This window comes from Novosphingobium sp., from assembly GCF_027489515.1.
GTDB lineage: Bacteria > Pseudomonadota > Alphaproteobacteria > Sphingomonadales > Sphingomonadaceae > Novosphingobium.
Map to the genome: position 1 here is coordinate 37,173 of NZ_JAIXZS010000041.1, position 17,105 is coordinate 54,277.

Consider the following 17,105-nt stretch of genomic DNA (forward strand, 5'->3'; position numbering starts at 1 on the left):
AAGACTTCAAGAGAGCTGCAATGACCGATACGCCTGAAACCTCGCCCGCCCGCAAGCTGCGCTCGCAGGCCTGGTTCAACAATCCGCACAACATCGACATGACGGCGCTCTATCTTGAGCGCTATCTCAATTTCGGCCTGAGCCTTGAGGAGCTGCGCTCGGGCAAGCCGATCATCGGCATCGCGCAGACCGGTAGCGATCTTTCGCCCTGCAACCGCCATCATATCGTGCTGGCGGAGCGTGTGCGCGACGGCATCCGCGAGGCGGGCGGCATCGCGCTCGAAATCCCGGTCCATCCAATTCAGGAGACCGGCAAGCGACCGACCGCTGCGCTCGACCGCAATCTGGCCTACCTCGGCCTTGTCGAGGCGCTCTACGGCTATCCCATCGACGGCGTGGTGCTGACGACGGGTTGCGACAAGACCACGCCCGCGCTGCTGATGGCCGCCGCGACCGTCAACATCCCGGCCATAGCACTCTCGGTCGGCCCGATGCTCAATGGCTGGCACAAGGGCGAGCGTACCGGTTCGGGCACCATCGTCTGGAAGGCACGCGAGCTCCTCGCCAAGGGTGAGCTTGACGAGATGGGCTTCATCAAGCTCGTCGCCAGTTCCGCGCCCTCGACCGGTTATTGCAACACGATGGGCACGGCGACGACGATGAACAGCCTGGCCGAAGCGCTGGGCATGATGCTCCCCGGTTCCGCCGCGATCCCCGCGCCCTATCGCGACCGGCAGGAATGCGCCTGGCGCACCGGCAAGCGCGCGGTCGAGATGGTGCGGGAAGATCTGAAGCCGTCCGACGTCATGACGCTGGAGGCGTTCCACAACGCCATCGTCGTCAATTCGGCCATCGGCGGTTCGACCAACGCGCCGATCCATCTGGCCGCCATCGCGCGCCATGTCGGCGTCGATCTGCCCCTGAAGGACTGGCAGCGCCTCGGCCACAAGGTGCCGCTGCTGGTCAATCTCCAGCCGGCGGGCGAATACCTTGGCGAGGACTACTATCATGCGGGCGGTGTGCCGGCGGTGGTCGCGCAGCTGATCGGGCAGGGGCTGATCGCTGAGAACGCGATGACCGTGAACGGGCGCACCATCGGCGAAAACTGCCGCGATGCCGCGATCGAGGACGAGAAGGTGATCCGCCCGTTCGATCAGCCGCTGGTGCCGGATGCGGGCTTCCTCGTGCTTTCGGGCAATCTGTTCGATGCCGCGATCATGAAGACCTGCGTGATCAGCCCTGAATTCCGCGCGCGCTATCTTTCCAACCCCGATGACCCGGAGGCCTTTGAAGGCCCCGCTGTGGTGTTCGACGGGCCGGAGGACTACCACGCGCGGATCGACGATCCCGCGACCGGGATCACCCCGGAAACGGTGCTGTTCATGCGCGGCACCGGCCCAATCGGCTATCCGGGTTCGGCAGAAGTGGTGAACATGCGCCCGCCGGCCTATCTGCTTCAGGAGGGGATCGACGCGCTCCCGTGCATCGGGGATGGGCGCCAATCGGGCACCTCGGGCAGCCCCTCGATCCTCAACGCCAGCCCGGAAGCCGCCGCGATGGGCGGCCTCGCGCTGCTCCGGACGGGCGACCTGGTGCGCATCGACCTCAGGAAGGGCACGGCCGACATGCTGCTGCCGGAGGACGAACTCTCCGCACGCCGCGCGGCGCTCGAAGCTGCCGGCGGCTTTCCCTATCCGCCCTCGCAGACGCCGTGGCAGGAAATCTACCGCGAACGCGTGGGCCAGCTTTCGACCGGCGGCATTCTCGAAGGTGCGGAAAAGTACCAGCGCATTGCGCAGACCATGGGGCTACCGCGCGACAATCACTGAGCGGCGCAATTCTGCGCAATGAATGCGCGGTGCTCAGGCATGTGGCCGATCGAGGCGTCGACCACGCGCCGGATCTCGTCGAGCCGTGCGCGCGTCGTGTCGAAATCGAGGAGGTTCGCCACCGGATCGTAGGTGCGGGGCTTCAGGCCCTGTCCTGACATGACCGCGAACCAACTGGTGTCGTTGAACAGTTCCTCGTTCTCGCGGAAGGTGCGGCCCGAGTTCTCGAACACGCGGATCTTTTCCGCCAGCCGGTCCGGCACTGCCATGGTGCGGCAATGGTTCCAGAAGGGCGAATCGTCCCGTTCGGTCGCCTTGTAGTGGAGCACGAGGAAGTCGCGGATGTCCTCGCTTTCCTGCCGGATCACGCGGTTGTAGCGCGCCGCGTCGACGGGATCGAACGACATGTCCGGGAAGTTCGCGAGCAGGTTCGCTATGCCGCTCTGGATCATGTGGATGCTGGTCGATTCCAGCGGCTCCATGAAGCCGGAGGAGAGCCCGATGGCGACGACGTTCTTGTCCCAGTACTTGTTGCGGTGGCCAGTGGTGAAGCGGATGAAGCGCGGCTCGGCCAGCGGTTCGCCGTCAAGGTTGGCCAGCAGCGTTGCTGCCGCTTCGTCGTCCGAGATGAACTCGCTGCAATAGACGTGGCCGTTGCCCACCCGGTGCTGCAGCGGAATGCGCCATTGCCAGCCTGCCTTGCGCGCTGTCGAGCGGGTGAACGGCGGTATGGCCGCGCCGCCGCTGCAGGGCACCGCCACCGCGCGGTTGCAGGGCAGCCAGTTCGACCAATCCGTATAGCCTGCGTGCAGCGTCTCCTCGATCAGCAGCCCGCGAAAGCCGGTGCAGTCGATAAAGAGGTCCGCTTCCACCGTGCTGCCGTCTTCCAGCCGCACACCGGTCACAAATCCATCCTCGCCGCGCTGGTCCACCTTCACGATGCGGCCCTCATGCCGCTTCACGCCGCGCTGCTCGGCATGATCGCGCAGGAAGAGCGCGTAGAGCCCGGCATCGAAATGGAAGGCATACGCAATCGAGGAGAGCGGCGAATTGCCCGCATTGACGGGGCGCATGAACTTGCCCGTCGCCGCGGCCTTGGCCATCAGCGAGTAGTCCTCGATCGGACCCGCCAGCCCCAGCGCATGGAGCCGGAGCCAGAAGGCGTGGAACGAGACGCCTTCCATATCGAGCCCGAACTTGCCGAACGGGTGGAAATAGCTGTGCCCCAGCCGCCGCCAGTCGACGAACTCGATGCCCAGCTTGAAGCTGCCTTTGGTGCGGCGGACGAAGTCGTTCTCGTCGATGCCGAGCATCCGGTTGAAGATGTTGATCTGCGGGATCGTGGCCTCGCCGACACCAACGGTGCCGATGGCATCGGATTCGACCAGCGTGATTGCGGCATATTGCGGCCCCAGCACCTTGGCGAGCGCGGCGGCAGTCATCCAGCCTGCGGTGCCGCCGCCGATGATGGCGATGCGGCGAATTCTGTTGTCTCCCGTCGAGGCCTCGGCGGTCACATCGGTCTCCCTGCGCAGTGGCGTGCGATATAGTCGGCGTGGGTGGGCATGGCGCGGGCGGTGCGGCGGAAGGCATCCGCCATCCGCGCCGCCAGATTGCGCACCTCGGCTGGATCGAGCGTATCGGCGATCGGGTCATGCCGTTCGGGCATGAGGCCCTGGCCGATCATCACCGCGGCCCAGCTCGCATCGGTGAAGAGCTCGTCCTCATAACGAAACAGCCGGCCCGCGGCGCGGAACAGCGCCATCTTGCGCGCCAGCGTCTCGGGCACCTGCATCGCGGCGCATTCCTCCCAGAACGGCTGCCCTGCGCGCTGGTTCTGCTTGTAGTGCAGGATCAGGAAATCGCGGATCTGCGCCCATTGCAGCGCGGTCAGCCGGTTGTACTCGTCGCGCTCGTGCGCAGGGAAGCTGGCATCCGGAAACAGCGCCAGCAGCTTGGATATGCCGATCTGAATGAGATGGATGCTGGTCGATTCCAGCGGCTCCATGAACCCGCTCGCGAGCCCCAGCGCCACGCAGTTCTTGCGCCAGGGTTCCTTGCGGATGCCGGTGGTGAAGCGCAGCGGACGCGGATCGGCGGTCGCTTCGCCATCGAGGTTCGCCAGCAAGGTCGCCGCCGCCTCGTCGTCCGAGATATGCCGGCTGCAATAGACCATACCATTGCCGGTGCGGTGCTGCAGCGGGATGCGCCATTGCCATCCGGCCTTGCGGGCCGTGGAGCGGGTATAAGGCAGCAGCGGCGCGGTGCGCGTGCTCGGCACGGCCACCGCACGGTCGCATGGCAGCCAGTGGCTCCAGTCCTCGTAAGCCGAACCCAGCGCCTCGCCGATCAGCAAGGCGCGAAAGCCGGTACAATCGATGAACAGATCGCCCTCGATCACCCGGCCATCGTCGAGCGCGAGCGCGGTGATGAACCCGGTCTCGCCATCGAGCCGGACCTGCCCAATCTTGCCTTCATGCCGCACCACCCCGCGCGCCTCGGCGTGGCGGCGCAGGAACGCAGCATAGAGCCCGGCATCGAAGTGGAAGGCATAGGCGATCTGCGAGAGCGGCGATGCGGGATTGCCGTCGGGCCGCTGGAACCGATTGAGCCGTGCTGCCGTCGTGCAGAGGCTGAAATCGTCGAGCGGGAGGGGGAGGCCCGCAGCGCGCAGCGCAAGCCAGACCTGGTGGAACTTCACCCCGTCGATATCCGCGCCATAGGCCCCGAACGGGTGGATGTAGGATTGGCCCTCGCGGCTCCAGCCTGCAAACTCGATGCCCAGCTTGAAGCTGCCCTGCGTGGCGACGACGAAGGCGTTCTCGTCGATGCCGAGCATGGCGTTGAAGGTGCGGATCGGCGGGATTGTCGCCTCGCCCACGCCGACGGTGCCGATTTCCTCGGATTCGACGAGCACCACTTCGGTCACGCCATTGCCGGTCAGGCGGGAAAGCGCTGCCGCTGCCATCCAGCCCGCGGTCCCGCCGCCGGCGATCACCACCTTGCGGATCGGACCCGCCATCATGCCGCTACCTGGGCCATCAGCGCCTGATAGGGCGGCATCCGGCCGACCGCCGCGATCATTGCCTGCCGGATCGCGGCAAAGTGTGCGGTGATCTTGGCCGATGGCAGGGCATCGGACAGCGCATCCCCCTTGCGCGGCTGCACGCAGAGCGCATCGAACAGTGCGGTCCAGCCCGCTTCTTCAAGCACTTCGCCATCGTGCAACACAACGCGCCCGTTCGCGGCATAAAGATCGCGGCGATAGGCTGCGCGATCCGGCAGCGCGCGCGCCCGCAGCCGGTCCCAAACTGCGCCCAGCGCACCGCTGCAAGCCAGCCGCAGCAGCGCGGTATCGAACGCGCATTCGGTCTTCTCGCGCCATTGCCGGTTGTATTCTGCCGCTTCTGCCGGGTGTTCGCACGCCGCTGGGAACAGCGCGATCAGCCGCAGCACATCGGCCAGCGCGAGATGGAGCTGCAGGCCAGCTACCGGATCATGCTGCGCGGCCGCCCCGCCGATCCGCACGACGTTTCCGGTCCAGGCCGCCTGCTGGCAGCCAGGCGCGAAGGGCTCAGCAGCGGGCGCGCCCGGGGCATCGGCCGAGGAAAAAACGAACAGCTCGCCCACCCCATCCGCCAGCGGCGCAAAGCTCTGCCAGCCAGCATGATGCGCATCACAGTGTACATAGGGCGGGGCAGGGGCTTCGCTCGTCCGCCGTGCCGAGGCCACGCGGTCAAAGGGAAACCACGGGCTCCAGTCGTCTCGTGCTCCTGAAAGCGGGCTCGCCGGACCTGAAGCATCGATCACGAGATCGGCCGCAAGGCTGGTTCCGTCGGCCAGCACAAGACGCTGCACTCCGCCGTCCCCGCGCTGCACGGCCTCCCCGTGCCAGGTTCCGGCCAGCCGCACACCGCGCTCCAGCGCATCGCCGCGCAGCATTTCGGCAAGCCGCGCCGTATCGATCGAAAGCCCGAAGGTGAGCGCGGCGTGGACAGTTTCGTCCCCCGGCGGGGGCGGGGCAAACCGTCCGGCCTGCGCCGCCAGCGCGCCGAGCGCATAGTTCGCCATGTTCACCGGCTGCCCGCGCCGCCGCATCGTGCTGACAAGCTGATGGAACGGGATGGGCCCCAGCGGCGCACCGATCTCGCCATAAGGCATGAAGGCGGTCGCGCCGTCCGCGCGCCAGCCGCTCAGCGCGGTGCCCAGCACGAAGCCCGCACGGCCGCCGCGCAGCAAATCGGGCCCGTTCCAGCCTGCCTCGCCAAGCAGTGGCAGGTCATCGGGCAACAGCACGTCCGCGGCGGCCGCAACGCCGAGGCTGCGATCCGGCCCGGGCACTTCGACGAGGCTGATGGCAAGGTCAGGCAGCGCGCGGGCAAGCAGGCTTGCGGCCAGCCATCCGGCGAACCCGCCGCCCGCAATCGTGATAGTGGCGAGCGGCGCGTCAGCTGGCATTGGCACCGATCCGAGCAAGGAACGCCGCCTGCGTCGGAAGCTGCGCGGCCATTCGCGCATAGTCGTCGCGCATGGCCGCAAGCCGCAGCATCAGGCCCGCATCGCTCAGCGCCTCGCTGCGCGGATCGCCAGCCTCGGGGATCACCCGCTGGCCGAGATAGACCGCGATCCAGCTCGCATCGAGGAACATGCCGTCGCGGTAGTTTACCACCACGCCGCGCTTGCGGAACGTCTCCAGCCGATGCGCCAGACTTTCGGGCACAGCCATGGTGCGGACCTGGCGCCAGAACGGCGTGTCGTCACGCTCGGTGGCGTGATAGTGCAGGATCAGGAAATCGCGTACCCGCTCGTATTCCAGATCCATCAGCCGGTTGTACTCGCGCGCGCAGAACGGGTCCCAGTCGCGGTCCGGCCAGTGATCGAGCAGCCGCCCGATGGCGAGCTGGATCAGGTGGATGCTGGTCGATTCGAGTGGTTCGAGGAACCCCGCCGCCAGCCCGATCGCCACCACGTTTCGGTCCCACTGCTTGCGCCGCCGCCCGGTGGTGAAGCGCAGCAAGCGCGGCTCTGCAATCGGTTCGCCTTCGATCTGGCCGAGCAAGGCATCGCGCGCCGCCTCGTCCGAAATGTGGCTGCTGCAATAGACATGGCCGTTGCCGACACGGTGCTGCAGCGGAATGCGCCAGGCCCAGCCGGCATCGAGCGCAGTGGCGCGGGTATAAGGCGAAAGCGCCGCCTCGCTGCGGCAGGGGACGGCCACTGCGCGGTCGCAGGGCAGCCAGTGGCTCCAGTCCTCGTAGCCTGCGTGCAGCGCCTGCTCGATCAGGAGCCCGCGAAAGCCCGAGCAATCGACGAAAAGCTCGCCCGCGACCCGCTCGCCGCTTTCGAGCACCACGCTATCGACAAATCCCGTCTCGGCGTGCTGCAGCGCGGCCGTGATCCGGCCTTCCACCCGCCGCACCCCGCGCGCTTCAGCATAGGCACGCAGGTAGGCAGCATAGAGCCCGGCATCGAACTGGTAGGCATAGGAATAGGTCGAAAGCAGGCTCTCCGGATCGGAATCGGGATGGGCAAAACGGTCCATCCGCGCTGCAAGAACGGGCAGCGAGAAAGCCTCGACCGCATCGCGCCCGCCTGCCCGGGCAAAGCGCGCCCAGAGGTGATGGAACGCGACGCCCTCGATTTCCTCTCCGAACACGCCGAAGGGGTGGATGTAGCTGTCGCCCTTGCGGCCCCAGTTGCGGAATTCGATGCCGAGCTTGAACGTGGCGCTGGTGCGCCGCATGAAATCGGCTTCATCGATACCCAGCCGGGCGTTGAAGAAGCGGATATGCGGGACGGTGGCCTCGCCAACGCCGACGGTGCCGATCTCTTCTGATTCAACAAGCGTGATCGAGACGGGCAGGCCCTGCAACCGATGGGCAAGTGCGGCCGCCGTCATCCATCCAGCCGTGCCGCCGCCGACAATAACGATGCGCTCGATGGCGCTGCCGTTCATGAGCTTGCCCCTCTTGTTCGCTTTGTTTCGTTCTATTGCTTCACTGCAGCCAACTTGCACTATTGTGCAGGAATTTGTGCAGCATAGCTATTGCGCTTGTGATCGCGTTGACGTAGCCACTGTTAGATGTTAGCGCAATCAGAAGCGTAAGCCGTTTCAGTTTGGTAGCGCTAACTAGAAGAGGCGGAACCGCCTCTCGGGGTGAACAGGGAGAGAGGGATGACTTCGACCACAGCAGATTTGCGTCTGGCGGCCAGGGCTCGCCGGCGCGGTGCCCAGATCGCCGGGGCTTCGCTGCTCGCGATCGCGATGATGGGCGTGGCCGGCCCGGCCTTCGCGCAAGAGGCGGCGCAGGCGGGTGACGGCAATTCTGCGGCTGCGGCTGACAACGCTGACAAGGTGATCATCGTCACCGGGTATCGCGGCAGCCTCGAGACCGCGCAGAAGAAAAAGAAGAACTCCGACACGATCGTCGATTCGATCTCGGCCAACGATATTGGGCAGCTGCCCGATCGCTCGGTGACGGAAACGCTCCAGCGCATCCCCGGCATTTCGATCAACCGTTTCGCTGCGGGTGTCGACCCCGATCACTTCAGTGCGGAAGGCTCGGGCGTGGTCGTGCGCGGCCTCACCTACGTCCGCTCCGAGTTCAACGGGCGCGATGCCTTCACTGCCAACAACGGCCGCGGCCTCGGCTTTGCCGATGTGCCGGCCGAACTGCTCGGCGGCGTCGATGTCTATAAGTCGCTGCCCGCCGATCACATCGAAGGCGGCATTGCCGGCACGGTCGATCTGCGCACACGAAAGCCCTTTGATCGCGCGAAGAACTTCTTCGCGGCCTCGATCGAGAACAACTACGGCGATTTCGTGAAGAAGAGCGCGCCGACCGTTGCGGCGGTCGGCTCGGTCCGGTTCGAGACGCCGATGGGCGATATCGGTATTCTCGGCAGCTTCAACTATTCGCAGCTCTTCACCCGTGCCGACCGCGTCGCAATTTCGCGCTTCCGTCCGATCGGGCTCGATGCGAACGGCAAGGCGATCACCTCGGCCAACCCGGGCGCGATCGCCAGCTACGGCCTGTTCCCGGCCGGCGCCGTCGCCGGTTCGCAGGATTTCAACCGCGAACGCATCGGCGGCTCGGGCGTGCTGCAGTGGCGCAGCACCGATGGCGGGCTTGAGGCTACGTTTGAATTCCTGCGCTCCGAGGCCAAGCAGAACTGGGGCGAATACACCGTCGAAGTCGCGACCGACAACGTTGATGGCAACGGCGGCCCGTTTGCCGCGCCGGGCACGGAGTACTCGTTCGACCAGAGCGGGATGTTCACCAACGGCGTGATCACCGGCAACACCGGCTGGCGCGCGGATACCGATTTCTCGCAGAACCCGGCGAGCTCACGCACGCCGGCCTATGGCCTGCAGAGCAACAACATCCGCCGCGGCCATGTCGAGAAGAACGTCGTCACTGACTATTCGGCCAATCTCAAGTGGAAGGTCACCGACCGCCTGACCGCGGTGTTCGATTACCAGCACGTCGATTCGACCGTGGACGTGGTCGACAACGGCATCTGGGCGAGCACCTACCAGAACGCCAAGATCACCAACAACGGCTTCAACCTGCCCAACATCGAGCTGCTGGCGCCGCAGAACTGCAGCCCCAACTGCATCAACGGCGGCGGGGTGCAGACCTACTTCACCGGCACGCACCAGAGCTACCTCGATCCCTACAACAGCTTCTGGCGCTCTTCGATGGATCACATCGAAAAGAGCGATGGCAAGTCCGACGCCGCCAAGCTCGATCTCAAGTACGATTTCGATGACGGCAGCTTCCTCAATTCGATCAAGGCCGGCTACCGCTACGCCAAGCGTGATCAGACCGCCCGCTTCTCGACCTACAACTGGGGCGTGCTTTCGGAGCAGTGGGGCAATGGTGGCCCGCGCTGGCTCGACAATCCCGTCGCGGCGCAGGCTCCGGGCTTCCGCGCCTATACCTTCCCCGATTTCTTCGGCGGCAAGATCGCCAGCCCGCTCGGCGAAGGGCGCCTGTTCTACAACGGCAACCCCGCGCAGGATGTGCAGGCCTACGAGAACTACGCCATCGCCATCAACAACGCTTGGAACGGGCAGGGCTGGCGTCCGCTCGCCCAGCGCCAGGGCGTTGTGGCCGGAACGCCGTTCCTGCCGGGTGAGATCAACTCGGCGCGCGAGGAGGTCCAGTCCGGCTACCTCATGGCGATCTTCGGCAAGGACCTCAGCGGCGGCAAGCGCTTCTCGGGCAACATCGGCCTGCGCTACACGCGCACCGATCGCACCTCGTTCGGCGGCGCCTTCATCGGCAATGCGAACAACACCTTTGGCCAGCAGCTCGCTGCCTGCCAGGTGGTCCAGCCCGGCGCGCAGCCGGCGCCGTTCTGCCGTCTGCCTTCGGACGTGCAGCAGGCGCTCGTCGCCTCCGACACCGGCGGCGCGGCGGCCTATGTGCCTTCGGTCGCGAAGCTGCGCTACGAATACTGGCTCCCCAGCGTGAACCTCAAGTTCGAGGCGGGCGGCGGGCTCCAGTTCCGCGCGGCCTATTTCAAGGGCATCGCGCCGCCTGATTTCGGCCTCACGCGCAACTATCAGCGCATCGATGCCATCGCAGTGCGCGCGGATGCGGCGGTCAATGGCGGAGCGCCCTACCTCGCGGGCTCGATCACCGCGGGTAACCCGTACCTCAAGCCGATCGAGGCGGACAACTTCGACATCACCGCCGAATACTACTTCGGCAATGGCGGCCAGTTCACCGTTTCGGCCTTCTACAAGGAGCTGAAGGGCGTCCTTACCAACGACAACGTCTCGATCACGATCCCGGTCGCCTCGGCCACTGCGTTCGTGAACGCGACGCAGCCGGTGAACTCCAAGCAGAAGGGCAAGATCAAGGGCTTCGAGGTTTCGTACCAGCAGAACTACTCGTTCCTGCCCGGCTTCCTCAGCGGGCTTGGCCTGCAGGCCAACTACACCTTCGTCGACTCGTCCGGTGTTCCGCAGTCCACGTTGTCATCCACCGATCCAGACGTGGCGGCCGGCCGCGTCTCGACCGTGCCGGGCGACAACTTCCCGCTGCAGGGCCTCTCGCGGCACACGTTCAACATCGTGCCCTATTACGAGAAGGGCAAGCTGACGCTGCGCGCAGCCTATAGCTGGCGGTCGCAGTATCTGCTCACCCTGCGCGATGTGATCACCCCGTTCGATCCGATTTTCCAGAAGCCCTATGGCCAGCTCGACGCGTCGATCTTCCTCAAGGCGAACGAGAATTTCACGATCGGTATCCAGGGTGTCAACCTGCTGGATTCGCTGGTGAAGACAGCTGCGGCTGTCTACAACAAGCCAGCAGCTGAGACGGACAAGCAGGTCGTCCTCGTGCCCCGCCAGTGGTACAAGACCGACCGCCGCTTCACGATATCCGCAAGGGTCAACTTCTAACTCCCCCTTGCGTGTGGCAACTGGGCGTCGGAGCAATCCGGCGCCCATTTTTTGTGCGCTTTTGCTGCGCACGCCGCACAAAAGAAGCCGCGCCGGTCAGTAAGAGACCGGCGCGGCGGCAGTGGTGGAGCGGGTCTGTCTAGGTGCGGGCAGGGGCCTGCGCGAAGGCGGCGGCAAGCGCCTCGCGCAGCAGCTTGGGCCGGTAGTCCGATCCGTAGGGGCAGCCGCGCGCCTCGATGCCGTCGCTGCGCGGCTCGAAGCCCTGCAGCCACGAATAGGCATCGACCATGCCCCAGGCGAGCACCTCTTTCAGCTGCGGATAGCCGAACATCATCTCGCAATAGGCCTTGGCCGTATCGGCCACCACGCGGTCGCGCCCCGCCACATCGGCCGGCAAGTCCTTGTCCCGCACATCGAATTCGGTGATCAGCAGGCCATAGCCCATCGCGACCACTTCATCGATGAAGCGCTGCCAATCGCGGCGCTCGGCCGCACCCGGCACTGGCGCCACGAGGTGCGACTGGATCCCCAGCGCATCGACAGGCGTGCCGCGCTTGCGAAAGCCCTCGAGCAGCTGCAGCACGCCCTTGCGGTGCGCCGCATTGCCCGGCTCCCAGCTCATGTAGTCGTTGTAGACAAGCTCCGCGCCGGGCGCTGCCGCGCGCGCGGTGTGGAAGGCAAGATCGACCAGCGCCACGGTCCCGCCCATCGCCTTGGAAAGCGCGGTCTGCGCCAGCGTACCATCCTCGGGGAGCACCGTCTCGTTGACCACGTCGTAGGAGAGGATGCGCCCCTTGTAGCGCGCGCAGACAGTCTCGACGTGGTTTGTCATCATAGCCGCCGCCGCAGTCGCTGGCCTTGCCCCGAAATCGTGCGCTTCGAGCCAGCGAGGCATCCACTTGGGCCGGTGCCACAGGAGGTTGTGCCCGCGCATCGCAAGGCCTTGCTGCGCGGCATAATCGATCATCGCATCGAAGGCGGTGAAGTCGAACGTCGTAGCTGTCGGCCGGATCGCCTGCCACTTCATCTCGTTCTCCGCGACGAGCACGGCGCATTCGCGCTCGATCAGCGCCGCGTAGCGCGGATTGCGCCACGAGCCGCCGCCGCCGCCCGATACTGCGCTGCCAAACCGCATGCCCTTGGCCCGCGCCAGGGCCGCCAGTGAGGGCACAGCCTCCTCGGCCAGCGCGCGCACCGGCGCAGCCAGCAGTGCGCCGCCGGCGGCCAGCAGGCCCAGCCCCTCGCGTCGGGTCAGCTTCATCGCATCAATCTCCGTTGGGAAGAGGGCAGGGGAGGCCGCGCATTCAGGGCGCCGGTTCCTCCTTGAGGACATAGACGTTCTCGATCTCGAGCACCTGCTTCGCGTGCCCCAGATGCAGCGCCACCGTGCCAAGGCCCTTGGGAATGTCGAGCCGGGCCTGCGTGCGCAGCTGGATCAGCTTCCACGTCGGCCCCACGGTCACGACGTTCTCGCCAAAGCCGGGATAGCCATCGGCGTTCTTCTGCACGCGCAGGGTGATCCGCCCCAGCCCATCGGGGCTCTCGGTGCTGACCGTGCGTGCAAGCACAGCGACACTGAGAATATCGCCTTCCTCCAGCGCTTCGCCGATCGGCACGTTGATGCCAAGGTCATAGGGATGCGCGGCCTTGCCCGGCACGCTCACCTGCAGCGCGGCAAGGCCCGGCGTCCCGCGCGCCTCGACCGGCTTGCTGGCAAGGCCCGGCCCATAAAGCGCCCAGCTTTCGGGCGCGTTGACCGTATTGATCAGCCGCCCCTTGCCCCCCAGCAATGGCGGTAGTTCGGGCGCCTTGGCGCTCGGCACGATGCTCGCCGCGCCTTCGACCACGATCGTCTGGCCGATCTCGATGGTCTGCTTTGCGCCCGCCAGCTGGAAACCGACCACCGCCTGCCCCGCGGGAATGTCGCGCTCGGCAAGCCCGGTGGCTTCATAGAGCTTCCACTGCGGCCCGATGCTGAGCTTGGTATCGGCGAACCCGGCATAGGGCGCCACGTTCTGCTGCACGCGCACCGCGATCACGCCGTTGCCGTCGGCCGTTTCGGCCTTGAGCGTGCGCGCATAGAACGCGACCGTCACGCGCTGCCCGGCACTGATCGGCGCAAGGATGGGGGCATTCACGCCGACATCGTAGATATTGCTCCCCGCGCGCGGCACGTTGACCTGCAACGCCCCGCCGCCCGGCGCATCGGCAGACTTGACTGCCTTCGCCGCCCCGCCGCCGAACACGGGCCAATCGAGCTTGGTGGGATCGTTGATCAGCGTGCCGGGCAGGGCATCATCGAGCGCCTGCAGCGCGGGCGAACGCGGCGCCGGAGCCGCGAGCAGCGGCGTGGCCGAGCAGAGCAGCGCGGCGGCAAAGATCGCAAGCTTGCCGCGCATCACTGGCCCGCCCCCACAGCCTCGAGCATGCCCGGCAGCCACTGCTTCGCCTTGCTGTCATAAAGTGGGAAGGTGTTGGTATAGGCCCACGAACAGGTGGCGACGCCCACCGCATCGAATGCGGTCCGCACCGCTTTGGCATAGGCCACGCGCTGCGCCAGCGGCGCGAGGTCGATCGCGCCGAATTCGCCCAGCAGCGGCGTCTTGCCCGTCCGCGCGATGAAGGCGCGCACCTTGGCAACGTCCGCTTCGAGCATCGCCTTGTCAGCTTCGCTGCCATAGACGCGGCCCAGCGGCCGCACCGGTTCGACCCATGTCGCGCCCTGGTGGGTGAAATCGAACGGCTCGTAATAGTGGAACGTCGGCACCAGATGCGGATCTTCCGGCAGCTGCAAGGTCGCAAGCGAGCTGACCCCGCTCCAGAATTCCCCGCCCACGATCACCGGCCGGTCCGGATTGCTCTCGCGGATCGCTGCAAGCGCCGGGCTCAGCGTCGCGACAAGGTTGGCATTGGTCAGTTTGTCATGCGGCTCGTTGGCGATCTCGAACCATACGTGATCGCGGGGGCTATCGGCGAAGGCCTTGGCCACCTGTCGCCAAATGGCCGCCAGCTTGTCGCGGTTGGCTTCGGGCGCACTCATCAGCGCGTCGAAGTTGTGGTCGTTAAGGATCACGTTGAGGCCCGCCGCGCGGGCAAGGCCGACCACGCGCTGCACCCGCTGCAGAAACGCGGGATCGATCCGTCCCGCCGCATCGAGATGGCCGGACCAGCGCACCGGCAGGCGAATGGTCGCAAAGCCTGCTTTGGCGATGATGGCAAAGTCATCGTCAGCAATTGCGCGGCCCCAGGCGCCTTCCTGCGGCGGTTCGAGATGATTGCCCATGTTGACGCAGCGCCCCACGGGCAGGGCATTGGTTGCGCCCGGCGTGGCCGCGCTTGCGGCTGCCGAGGCCAGCAGGGTGGCGGCGGCCAGCGCCATCACCCGGATCTTGCGGTTCATCAACTTGATTTCCTTCCCCGAACTCCGGCGCTTGATGGCCGGATGTTGCATCGAACTCTGCTTCGATCGATGAAGATAGCGCTATCATTATGTCCTGCAAGCGCCTTTTGCGATGTCCACCCTGTCGGGCAATCAGGTGGCGCCATCGGGGGGGCTTGCGCATTATTTAATCAGCGATTAGATAATCCTTCGAGGCGGCGCCGGGCCGTCCGCACATCGCGCCGGCGCGCGCAGGGGTTTTGCAGGCAATGGGTTCTCTTCAGTACGGCGTCTCGGTCTACAGCTACGTCAACGACTACGGTTCGGTGATGACGCTGGAGGATGCGTTCGATCACATCGCTGATACCGGTGCGACCGGCATCGAAATCCTCGGCGAGGGGCAAGTCGAAGGCTATCCCGAGCCGTCCTCGGCATGGCTCGATCGCTGGTTCGGACTTGTCGATCGCTATAAACTTCAGCCCACCAACTTCTGCGCCTGGGTCGATACGCGCGTAACCCTCACGCGCAACCTCACGGTCGAGGAGGGCGCGGCCGAGCTTGCGCGCGATCTGAGGCTTGCGCACCGGCTCGGGTTCAAGTTCCTCCGCCCCAAGTTCGGCGTCACCTCGCACGAGCTTGATCCCGATCCGCAGTGGCAGGCTTATGTCGAGCGCAATCTCGATCTTGCGCACCAGCTTGGCATCGTGATCTGCCCGGAGATCCATGCGCCGACGCCGATCAGGCACCGCGTCACGCAGGGCTACATCGATTTCATCGAACGAACGGGGACCACCAACTTCGGCCTGATGATTGATACCGGCATTTTCCAGGACCGCCCGCTCACGCACTGGGGTTCGCACCAGATCAACGATGAGGCGCGCAAGCACATGGCCTTCCTCAACGGCATCAAGGTCCCGCCCGAGCAGTTCCTCGATATCGCGCAGTACGTCGTGTTCATCCAGGCCAAGTTCCACGATATCGACGACAGCCTCGAAGACCTCAACATCCCGTGGCGCCCGGTGATGAGCGCCATAAAGCGCTCTGGCTATTCAGGCTGGCTTTCCAGCGAGTACGAAGGCTTGCGCAGCCCGTGGCGCGCGATCGATCAGGTCCGCCGCCAGCAGGTCCTGCTGCGCAAGCTCGAGGCCGAATTCGATGCGGGCGTGCTCGCCTGACTGCCCCTATCGGCCTGACTGCCCTTCCGGAGTGACCACTATGCTCGAACACCAGCTCATCCAAAGCACCGGCTTCCGCAACATTGGCCCGGTCGGCGCGCGCACCGGTTTTGCGGTCCGGGTCCGCATCCCCAACTACCACGGCACTCGCCTCTCGCAGCTCGATGGCTTCACCGTGACCGTTGACGGCGAAGTCTTTCCCTTCGAGCAGAACCGCCTCGGCATCCGCGATGAGGTCTACACGCTCGCCGAACTGCGCGAGGAGACCACCGCGCGCTGGGGCCTCCTCGAGTGGGGCGAAATCCTCGTCGACAAGCCCGGCGGGCTCGTACCGGGGGTCCACCATGTCGAGGTTCTCGCGCGCATCCGCTATTCCTACTTCCCGCCCGATGTGCACGTGTTCCCGATGCACGAGGCGCGCATGGCGACGATCTGCGTGGCCTAGAGCGGCCGGACGCCGAGGTGCATCTCCACCACGGCGGTTTCGCCCGGCTCCAGCGCAGGCATTGCCGCCGCGGGATCGCGTCCGTTCACCGCGTCGGTCAGGTGGTTCATCGGTTCGGCGCAGAACCAGCCGGTGCCTGCAGGCGCATAGACCGCGGTGAGGGCCAGCGCGGGCGATGGCGTGATGGTCAGTGCCATTGCCCGCTCCGGCCACAGGATTTCAAGCGGCCCCTCGCGCCCTGAATACACGGTATCCACCTCCCGCGTGCCTACCGGGCTGCCTTCCCACCAGTCGATTGCCGTCGTGCGGCGCTCCAGCGCCACAGGTAGCGGATCCCTTCCGGTCTGCCACTCGCCCCGGTGCAGCCCGATGTAGCGCGTCGTTGCGCTACGCGGAAAATAGGGATGGAAGCCAAGGCCCGCCGGCATCGCCTCGTCACCCGTGTTGGTCAGCGTCAGCCGTGCGGTGAGGCCTCCGGTATCTAGCGCATAGGCGAGGTCCGCGCGATAGGGCCACGGCCATCCTTCGCCCGCATGGCGGTGGCCGAACCGCAGCCGCTCGGGCGCGGTTTCCACCACTGCCCATTCTGCCTGCCAGCCATAGCCGTGGATCGGGTTCAGTCGGTCCCTGCCTTCGAGATTGGGCGGGATGATCATCGGCCGTCCGCGCCACACGAAGCGCCCGTCCTTGATCCTGTTGGCGAACGGCACCATCACGAAACAGCCGACATCGAGAATGTCCGGTCCTTCCGCTTCGCGCATCACCGGCTCGCCGCGCCACGTGAACGAGAGGATCGAACCGCCGCGCGCCGGTGCCGCAACCAGCCGATAATCGCCAGCCGCAATCGCCAGTTGCATCTCGG

General features: G+C 65.9%; 12 protein-coding genes. 4 read left to right on the top strand and 8 right to left on the bottom strand.

Annotation, left to right across the window (positions count from 1 at the left end; genetic code table 11):
• Window positions 1-20: 20 nt before the first annotated feature.
• Complete coding sequence (locus Q0082_RS07220) at window positions 21-1,829, top strand: IlvD/Edd family dehydratase (RefSeq protein ID WP_298191224.1); 1,809 nt, start codon at window positions 21-23, stop codon at window positions 1,827-1,829.
• Here Q0082_RS07220 and Q0082_RS07225 read toward each other — a convergent pair.
• From Q0082_RS07225 to Q0082_RS07240, 4 genes are read right to left on the bottom strand one after another with little or no spacing between them, the layout of a single operon-like run.
• Window positions 1,823-3,346: a tryptophan halogenase family protein gene (locus Q0082_RS07225; protein WP_298191225.1), complete on the bottom strand. Its 1,524-nt coding sequence runs from the start codon at window positions 3,344-3,346 to the stop codon at window positions 1,823-1,825. The genes Q0082_RS07220 and Q0082_RS07225 overlap by 7 nt on opposite strands.
• A complete protein-coding gene (locus Q0082_RS07230) occupies window positions 3,343-4,854 on the bottom strand; it encodes a tryptophan halogenase family protein (protein WP_366522526.1) in 1,512 nt (503 codons plus the stop codon). The genes Q0082_RS07225 and Q0082_RS07230 overlap by 4 nt, the downstream gene beginning before the upstream one ends.
• Entirely contained in the window at window positions 4,851-6,287 is a 1,437-nt protein-coding gene (locus Q0082_RS07235) for a tryptophan 7-halogenase (protein ID WP_298191226.1), read from the bottom strand. The genes Q0082_RS07230 and Q0082_RS07235 overlap by 4 nt, the downstream gene beginning before the upstream one ends.
• On the bottom strand, window positions 6,277-7,785 hold the full coding sequence (locus Q0082_RS07240; RefSeq protein WP_298191227.1) for a tryptophan halogenase family protein: 1,509 nt from the start codon (window positions 7,783-7,785) through the stop codon (window positions 6,277-6,279). The genes Q0082_RS07235 and Q0082_RS07240 overlap by 11 nt, the downstream gene beginning before the upstream one ends.
• 219 nt (window positions 7,786-8,004) lie before the next feature.
• Here Q0082_RS07240 and Q0082_RS07245 point away from each other — a divergent pair, with 219 nt between their 5' ends.
• Window positions 8,005-11,244 carry a TonB-dependent receptor gene (locus Q0082_RS07245; protein ID WP_298191228.1) on the top strand — a complete coding sequence of 1,080 codons (3,240 nt, stop codon included), beginning with the start codon at window positions 8,005-8,007 and terminating at the stop codon, window positions 11,242-11,244.
• Window positions 11,245-11,383: 139 nt separating this feature from the next.
• Here the strand turns inward: Q0082_RS07245 and Q0082_RS07250 are convergent, their stop codons facing one another.
• Genes Q0082_RS07250 through Q0082_RS07260 form a run of 3 tightly spaced genes read right to left on the bottom strand, consistent with a single transcriptional unit; the run spans window position 11,384 to window position 14,644 of the window.
• Window positions 11,384-12,505 (bottom strand): endo-1,4-beta-xylanase, encoded by a 1,122-nt coding sequence (locus Q0082_RS07250; protein WP_298191229.1) that lies wholly within the window; start codon window positions 12,503-12,505, stop codon window positions 11,384-11,386.
• Window positions 12,506-12,548: 43 nt separating this feature from the next.
• On the bottom strand, window positions 12,549-13,643 hold the full coding sequence (locus Q0082_RS07255; RefSeq protein WP_298191230.1) for a hypothetical protein: 1,095 nt from the start codon (window positions 13,641-13,643) through the stop codon (window positions 12,549-12,551).
• Complete coding sequence (locus tag Q0082_RS07260; protein ID WP_298191231.1) at window positions 13,643-14,644, bottom strand: glycoside hydrolase family 5 protein; 1,002 nt, start codon at window positions 14,642-14,644, stop codon at window positions 13,643-13,645. Before Q0082_RS07260 ends, Q0082_RS07255 begins: the two co-directional genes overlap by 1 nt.
• Before the next feature lie 248 nt (window positions 14,645-14,892).
• Here Q0082_RS07260 and Q0082_RS07265 point away from each other — a divergent pair, with 248 nt between their 5' ends.
• Together Q0082_RS07265 and Q0082_RS07270 are read left to right on the top strand one after the other, a co-directional pair.
• Window positions 14,893-15,798: a TIM barrel protein gene (locus tag Q0082_RS07265; protein ID WP_298191232.1), complete on the top strand. Its 906-nt coding sequence runs from the start codon at window positions 14,893-14,895 to the stop codon at window positions 15,796-15,798.
• A gap of 40 nt (window positions 15,799-15,838) precedes the next feature.
• On the top strand, window positions 15,839-16,243 hold the full coding sequence (locus Q0082_RS07270) for a DUF6379 domain-containing protein (protein WP_298191233.1): 405 nt from the start codon (window positions 15,839-15,841) through the stop codon (window positions 16,241-16,243).
• Here the strand turns inward: Q0082_RS07270 and Q0082_RS07275 are convergent.
• Window positions 16,240-17,100: an aldose 1-epimerase gene (locus Q0082_RS07275; protein ID WP_298191234.1), complete on the bottom strand. Its 861-nt coding sequence runs from the start codon at window positions 17,098-17,100 to the stop codon at window positions 16,240-16,242. The two genes, Q0082_RS07270 and Q0082_RS07275, sit on opposite strands and share 4 nt — an antisense overlap.
• Between the last annotated feature and the right edge of the window lie 5 nt (window positions 17,101-17,105).

What these genes read in the sequence shown, in the direction of transcription:
- Q0082_RS07240 (WP_298191227.1), bottom strand. Translation starts at nt 7,785, where the DNA reads ATGAACGGCAGCGCCATCGAGCGCATCGTTATTGTCGGCGGCGGCACG.
- Q0082_RS07255 (WP_298191230.1), bottom strand. Translation starts at nt 13,643, where the DNA reads ATGCGCGGCAAGCTTGCGATCTTTGCCGCCGCGCTGCTCTGCTCGGCC.
- Q0082_RS07220 (WP_298191224.1), top strand. Translation starts at nt 21, where the DNA reads ATGACCGATACGCCTGAAACCTCGCCCGCCCGCAAGCTGCGCTCGCAG.
- Q0082_RS07265 (WP_298191232.1), top strand. Translation starts at nt 14,893, where the DNA reads ATGGGTTCTCTTCAGTACGGCGTCTCGGTCTACAGCTACGTCAACGAC.
- Q0082_RS07270 (WP_298191233.1), top strand. Translation starts at nt 15,839, where the DNA reads ATGCTCGAACACCAGCTCATCCAAAGCACCGGCTTCCGCAACATTGGC.
- Q0082_RS07260 (WP_298191231.1), bottom strand. Translation starts at nt 14,644, where the DNA reads ATGAACCGCAAGATCCGGGTGATGGCGCTGGCCGCCGCCACCCTGCTG.
- Q0082_RS07245 (WP_298191228.1), top strand. Translation starts at nt 8,005, where the DNA reads ATGACTTCGACCACAGCAGATTTGCGTCTGGCGGCCAGGGCTCGCCGG.
- Q0082_RS07275 (WP_298191234.1), bottom strand. Translation starts at nt 17,100, where the DNA reads ATGCAACTGGCGATTGCGGCTGGCGATTATCGGCTGGTTGCGGCACCG.
- Q0082_RS07250 (WP_298191229.1), bottom strand. Translation starts at nt 12,505, where the DNA reads ATGAAGCTGACCCGACGCGAGGGGCTGGGCCTGCTGGCCGCCGGCGGC.
- Q0082_RS07235 (WP_298191226.1), bottom strand. Translation starts at nt 6,287, where the DNA reads ATGCCAGCTGACGCGCCGCTCGCCACTATCACGATTGCGGGCGGCGGG.
- Q0082_RS07230 (WP_366522526.1), bottom strand. Translation starts at nt 4,854, where the DNA reads ATGATGGCGGGTCCGATCCGCAAGGTGGTGATCGCCGGCGGCGGGACC.